The organism is Acinetobacter sp. 479375, from assembly GCF_000581715.1.
In the GTDB taxonomy this organism is placed as follows: domain Bacteria; phylum Pseudomonadota; class Gammaproteobacteria; order Pseudomonadales; family Moraxellaceae; genus Acinetobacter; species Acinetobacter ursingii.
In genome coordinates this window covers 1-5002 of record NZ_JEZN01000046.1, presented here as the reverse complement: position 1 = coordinate 5002, position 5002 = coordinate 1, and the positions used below count along the sequence as shown (strand labels likewise).

At 34.9% G+C, this 5002-nt stretch carries 5 protein-coding genes; 2 read left to right on the top strand and 3 right to left on the bottom strand.

Annotated features, from left to right (window positions below):
• The 3 genes from J500_RS16350 to J500_RS16335 form a co-directional block, all read right to left on the bottom strand.
• The coding region (locus J500_RS16350; protein WP_034700634.1) for a transposase at positions 1-339 on the bottom strand (339 nt) is incomplete at its 3' end.
• Positions 340-421: 82 nt separating this feature from the next.
• Positions 422-763, bottom strand: coding sequence for a hypothetical protein (locus tag J500_RS16345; protein WP_228130699.1), 342 nt, complete (start codon positions 761-763; stop codon positions 422-424).
• 437 nt (positions 764-1200) lie between these two features.
• Complete coding sequence (locus J500_RS16335; RefSeq protein ID WP_004999057.1) at positions 1201-1863, bottom strand: hypothetical protein; 663 nt, start codon at positions 1861-1863, stop codon at positions 1201-1203.
• 81 nt (positions 1864-1944) lie between these two features.
• On the opposite strand from J500_RS16335, the gene J500_RS16330 reads away from it, so the two are divergent.
• Positions 1945-3705 carry a hypothetical protein gene (locus J500_RS16330; RefSeq protein WP_004999059.1) on the top strand — a complete coding sequence of 587 codons (1761 nt, stop codon included), beginning with the start codon at positions 1945-1947 and terminating at the stop codon, positions 3703-3705.
• 97 nt (positions 3706-3802) lie between these two features.
• Positions 3803-5002 (top strand): IS256-like element ISAba26 family transposase (locus J500_RS16325; RefSeq protein ID WP_034700632.1); only part of this gene is annotated, 1200 nt, incomplete at its 3' end.

Below are 5002 nucleotides of genomic sequence, written 5' to 3'. Positions count from 1 at the left end.
TGATGTCTGCCATTTTAGCTGAATATCATTATTCGTATGAGGCACGGTGATACACAACGTGATCCTCTCATCAATAGGTTGGCTGATTGCAGCAGTGTAAGGCAAAGCAATAAATGCTGGATTCACATGAGTAGGATCTTGCACGGCACCATCATGATGGCTGAAGATCCTGATCCAACGACTGACAAGGTTGGCATTAATACTATGTTGCAGTGCGACCGAAGCGATCGAGGTATTAGGATTTTTACAGGCATTGACAATACTGAGTTTGAATTCTTTGCTGTATGTTCTGCGTTTTTTAGCAACAGGAGGTGTTGCTGAATATATATCCATGTTCATGGATTAAGTCCCCACTTGTTTTTAGGTGGGAACTAAATTAAGGCTTATAGGATCGCTTGGTAAGGCTGTGTTAGCCGGATGCTTACTGTTTATTTAAATCATTGTTAAGTGCATCAACTAACTGGATGTGATCCCAAAATAACGAAAAACTATCATCCCTAGACAGACGAGTTATCTTAAAAAAATCGTTAAAACTTGTATCTTTATTAAAGAGAACATCCAAATCATTATTTAATAATTTATAATTACTATTCAATAACTTATCAAATGACTTTAATAATATATTTTTTTGATTTTGGTTCAAATCATTAAAATTATTATCACCTAGAGACGTGAGCTTTTTACTTTCTTTTTTTAAGATAGTTAATTGATTTTTATCTATATTAAATAAGATCTGGTTTAAAAACTGTTGAGTCAGCATCATCTAACATCTCTATACTTATTAAGCTCATTTACTTTCCTTAAGTTAAAGTAATGTTGACCATATAGCCATATCTTTACCACTATCTACTCGTATCAGTAATACCTATCGTAAGTCTTCTTGTACTCTCGAATTGATGCAATTAGGGTCCAAATCAGAACACCAATAATTAGATAGTTAGATCTCTTTATCAATCGATAAGGTTCTAGTCCTGACAAAAATGTATGTGCTGTCTGAGCATGAAATCTTGCTAATTGGTAATCCATTGCAAACTTAATTAATAAAGATAGTCCCAGACCTGTAATGATGATCCACCATAATTTTTGACTTACTAAAAACGGAAAAAATATTGATTCTAGTAATCCTCTCATGTCTCCCCCATTTTTTAAATTTAAAATAGAAACATTACTCTATATTTAAGTAAAAAAACTATTGAAAACTTATTTCACTTCACTTTCATATGTTTCATAAATATTAAATTCCTTTGCTACAGGAAAAAAATGGGATATTCGTGTTTCACTTTCATACGAAAGTAATTTTTTTGGTATTTTTAATCTTTTCTTATTCTTAAAATCAAAAATCTTTCCAATAAATCTATTGTTTTTAAGATCAACTAGATAGACTTTAGAAAATAAACAATCATTATCCAGTAAATAATTATTAGCAATAACTTTTAATAGATTTAGGAAATTTATATTTTCGAATGACTCACAATGCAATAAAAGAAAAACTTCATCAAAGTTTGATTTATAAGTTTCGTAGAGCTTCAACTTACTATCAAGAGCTGGCTTAACAAAACCAGTATCAGGCTTAATTGTCTGATTGTATCTTGTATAGGGTTGAAGATTTTTAATAGCATGTAGCTCTTTTTTTCTTGCTTTCGTTAGTTTTTGTGCCTCATGAGAACTTATCGCTCTTAATAATTCACTATCATCTAGTGCTACAACTTCTACACCTATTCTTTTATTTTTCCAGATAAAACCGAAATCGGGTTTATCTTTTTGTTCAGGGATTAATTGCGCATCTCCATATCTATCTTTTAGAGCATTGCAAGCAATAGAAAAAGCCTGCTTTTCATTTGGTTTATGTTCGGAGCTACTCATTTTTTCTCAATACTTTCAATTGTCTAAGTTTACTATAATTTGGGTATACTGATAATAGTTAAATTAGATAGAGTACTTAATATGGATAAAAAGAATTGGATTCTTCAACTTCAAGAAACTCGCAGAAATTTCAATAATTCAACTTGGGTCCCTCTTAGAGCATCACAGACTAAGGAAAAAGGCTCTGTTAAAAATATAGGCTTTGAAAGTGACTTTTTTGGATGTGGATCAGTTGCATTTCTACCAGAGCATGTAGATAAAGCAAATGACTTAAGTTGGAGTGATATAGGTATTAGTTCAATTGGTAAGCCATATGCATATGATGATGGCCATTATTCTCCAATTGATCAGTACGAACGCAATGATAAAGAACCTATAGGTGTCCATTTAGTTTTTGAATATCCACAACCTGTTATTGGTGGAAGAAGGTGGATACTTAATCCAGACTTGATAGTTGCTCTGGGTTTAATTAAGGAAGGTCAAAGCTGGATAAGACCTGAAGAAAATTTTGTTGAAGTTGTTCGTGAGGTATTTGATGAAAAAGGTAATCATGTACTCATAGAAATTAAAAGAGAATTTTTAATAGATTATTTAGCTGCAAGAGGTTTAACACTTCGACTCTCATATTATCGTCAGAGAGTAGAAAACGTTGAATCATTGGCAAGTAGTGCTTATACAGATTTAACAAATTTTAAAGAACAGCGAAACGATGGAAGGTTTGAGCTACTTATTCGCAATGTAAATGATGTTTTTGGAGGTGGATGGGCATCTTTTAGAGTTTGGAGAACAGATGTAGATGAAGGTGAAGATGCACCAGTAATGGGGCCTGAAAATGATGACAATACAGACTATGAAACTTCAAAAGGTCATATAGGTGGATATCAAGGTGTACGAGTAGAAGGAGAGTTTTGGAAGGATGAATGGATTCATCATCAAAGAAAAAGTATACGTGTTCGTAGAGATCAAAACGATACATTACCAAATTTCGTTGTAGAAACTGATGGGACAAGAATGAATGCTGCTTCATTAAACAATGAAGATATAGGTCGTTGGCTATGGTTTCGTTCTGGTGTTGTTAATGAATTGCTTAGTTATAGAGGATTTTTTCTTGAATGGTATACGGCAGAAACTGGAGCTATTCATTCGACCTCTGGATATAGAATACATTTTGGAGTGAACTCGTCAGATTTCATTACTGTATATGCTTATGATATAGCCCGTTTAGAAGCATGGGAGCAACATGTTTGGGCTGGCCATAACACAGCCCCAGATGGAAAGGTTTCTTCTGAATTACTGATGTCACAGGTTAAGGTAAAACCTGCTTCTACACACGCTGCTGAAACTATGCTATTTGAATGTACCAAATTGTTAGAAGCAGGGTTCCATAATGAATATGGAATTAAGCTATTTTCACAAGATATAAGTGATACAAACTTTTTTAAGGATATCTCTCGTTTTTCGAGTAAGGATCAGACATCATTATTAAGATTAGCAAAGGAAGTTATCCGTTTTTTCTCTGAGCGTTTGAATAAGGAGCAACTCCGTAAGCTTTCAACGCATAAAGATAAAGAGAAGCTTGGTTCAAATAAACTTCTTGAAAGTATCTTAGCTGATAAAGTTGGAAACGATAAAGCTCGTGAAATTTTTGGAGTGATTGCTGGAGTCTATGATATGCGAAATGGTGATGCACATCAGACGAGTTCTAAGATTGGAGATGCTTTGAAGCTAGCTGGAATTGATGAAAATAGGTCTTATCTTAGACAAGGTGAACAACTTATTTCAAATTTTGGCCAGTCTATTTGGTGGATCGGTAAGTTGTTATTTGGGGAATCAGAGTATTAATCTATGAAATAGCCGACGATGAGGGACTGTTCTAAATTTTGTGTAAGTACTTAATTTTCATTTATCCTTCAGAGGATAATTACAAAAGGTACTTCACATGGATGAAGCAACAATCAAAAGTATGGCTGCTGAATTGGCTAAGGGTCTAAAAACACCAGAAGACTTAAACCAAATGACCGCCATATTTAAAAAGTTCATGATCGAAACTGCACTCAATACAGAGCTTTCAGATCATCTTGGTTATGAAAAGCATCAGCCGAAAAAAGGCTCAAATAGCCGAAATGGTTTTAGCTCAAAAACTGTTTCAACTCAAGATGGGCAATTGGCTTTAGATATTCCACGTGATCGGGAAGGTTCATTTGAGCCACAAATTATCAAAAAACATCAAACACGCATTACCAGTATGGATGACCAAATTCTTTCCCTGTATGCCAAAGGAATGACCAATAGAGAAATTGTCGCATTTTTCAAAGAAATGTACGATGCAGATGTCTCAGCATCACTTATAAGCAAAGTGACCGATGCTGTGATTGAGCAAGTGACTGAGTGGCAAAATAGAGCATTAGATAGTCTGTATCCAGTCGTCTATCTCGACTGTATTGTTGTAAAAGTCCGTCAACACTCCAATGTGATTAACAAGTCTGTATACCTTGCTTTGGGCATCAATATGGATGGGCAAAAAGAATTACTCGGTATGTGGATTGCTCAGACAGAGGGTGCCAAATTCTGGCTATCCGTCATGACAGAACTCAAAAATCGAGGGGTACAGGACATTCTTGTTGCCTGTGTAGATGGGTTAAAAGGCTTTCCTGATGCCATTGCCTCTGTTTATCCTCATACGGACATTCAGCTGTGTATCGTGCATGTTGTACGCAATAGCCTGAGATTTGTAAGCTGGAAAGACTACAAGGCTGTTACAGCTGGTCTAAAAGCGATCTATCAAGCAAGTACAGAAGAAAATGCCTTAAAATCTCTAGATATCTTCTGTGATCAATGGAATCATCAATATCCGAAAATTGGAGAATCCTGGAGAGCCAATTGGGAAAATATCCGTACAATATTTAGCTATCCAGCTGAAATACGTCATGCGATTTATACAACCAATGCAATTGAATCGTTGAATAGCGTAATTCGCCATTCAACCAAGAAGCGAAAGATCTTCTCGTCAGATGATTCAGTCAAAAAAGTCATTTACTTAGCAACAACCAATGCTGCTAAGAAATGGACAATGCCAATTCAAAATTGGCGTTTAGCAATGAATTGGTTTACGATTCAGTTCGATGATCGATTAAAAGAT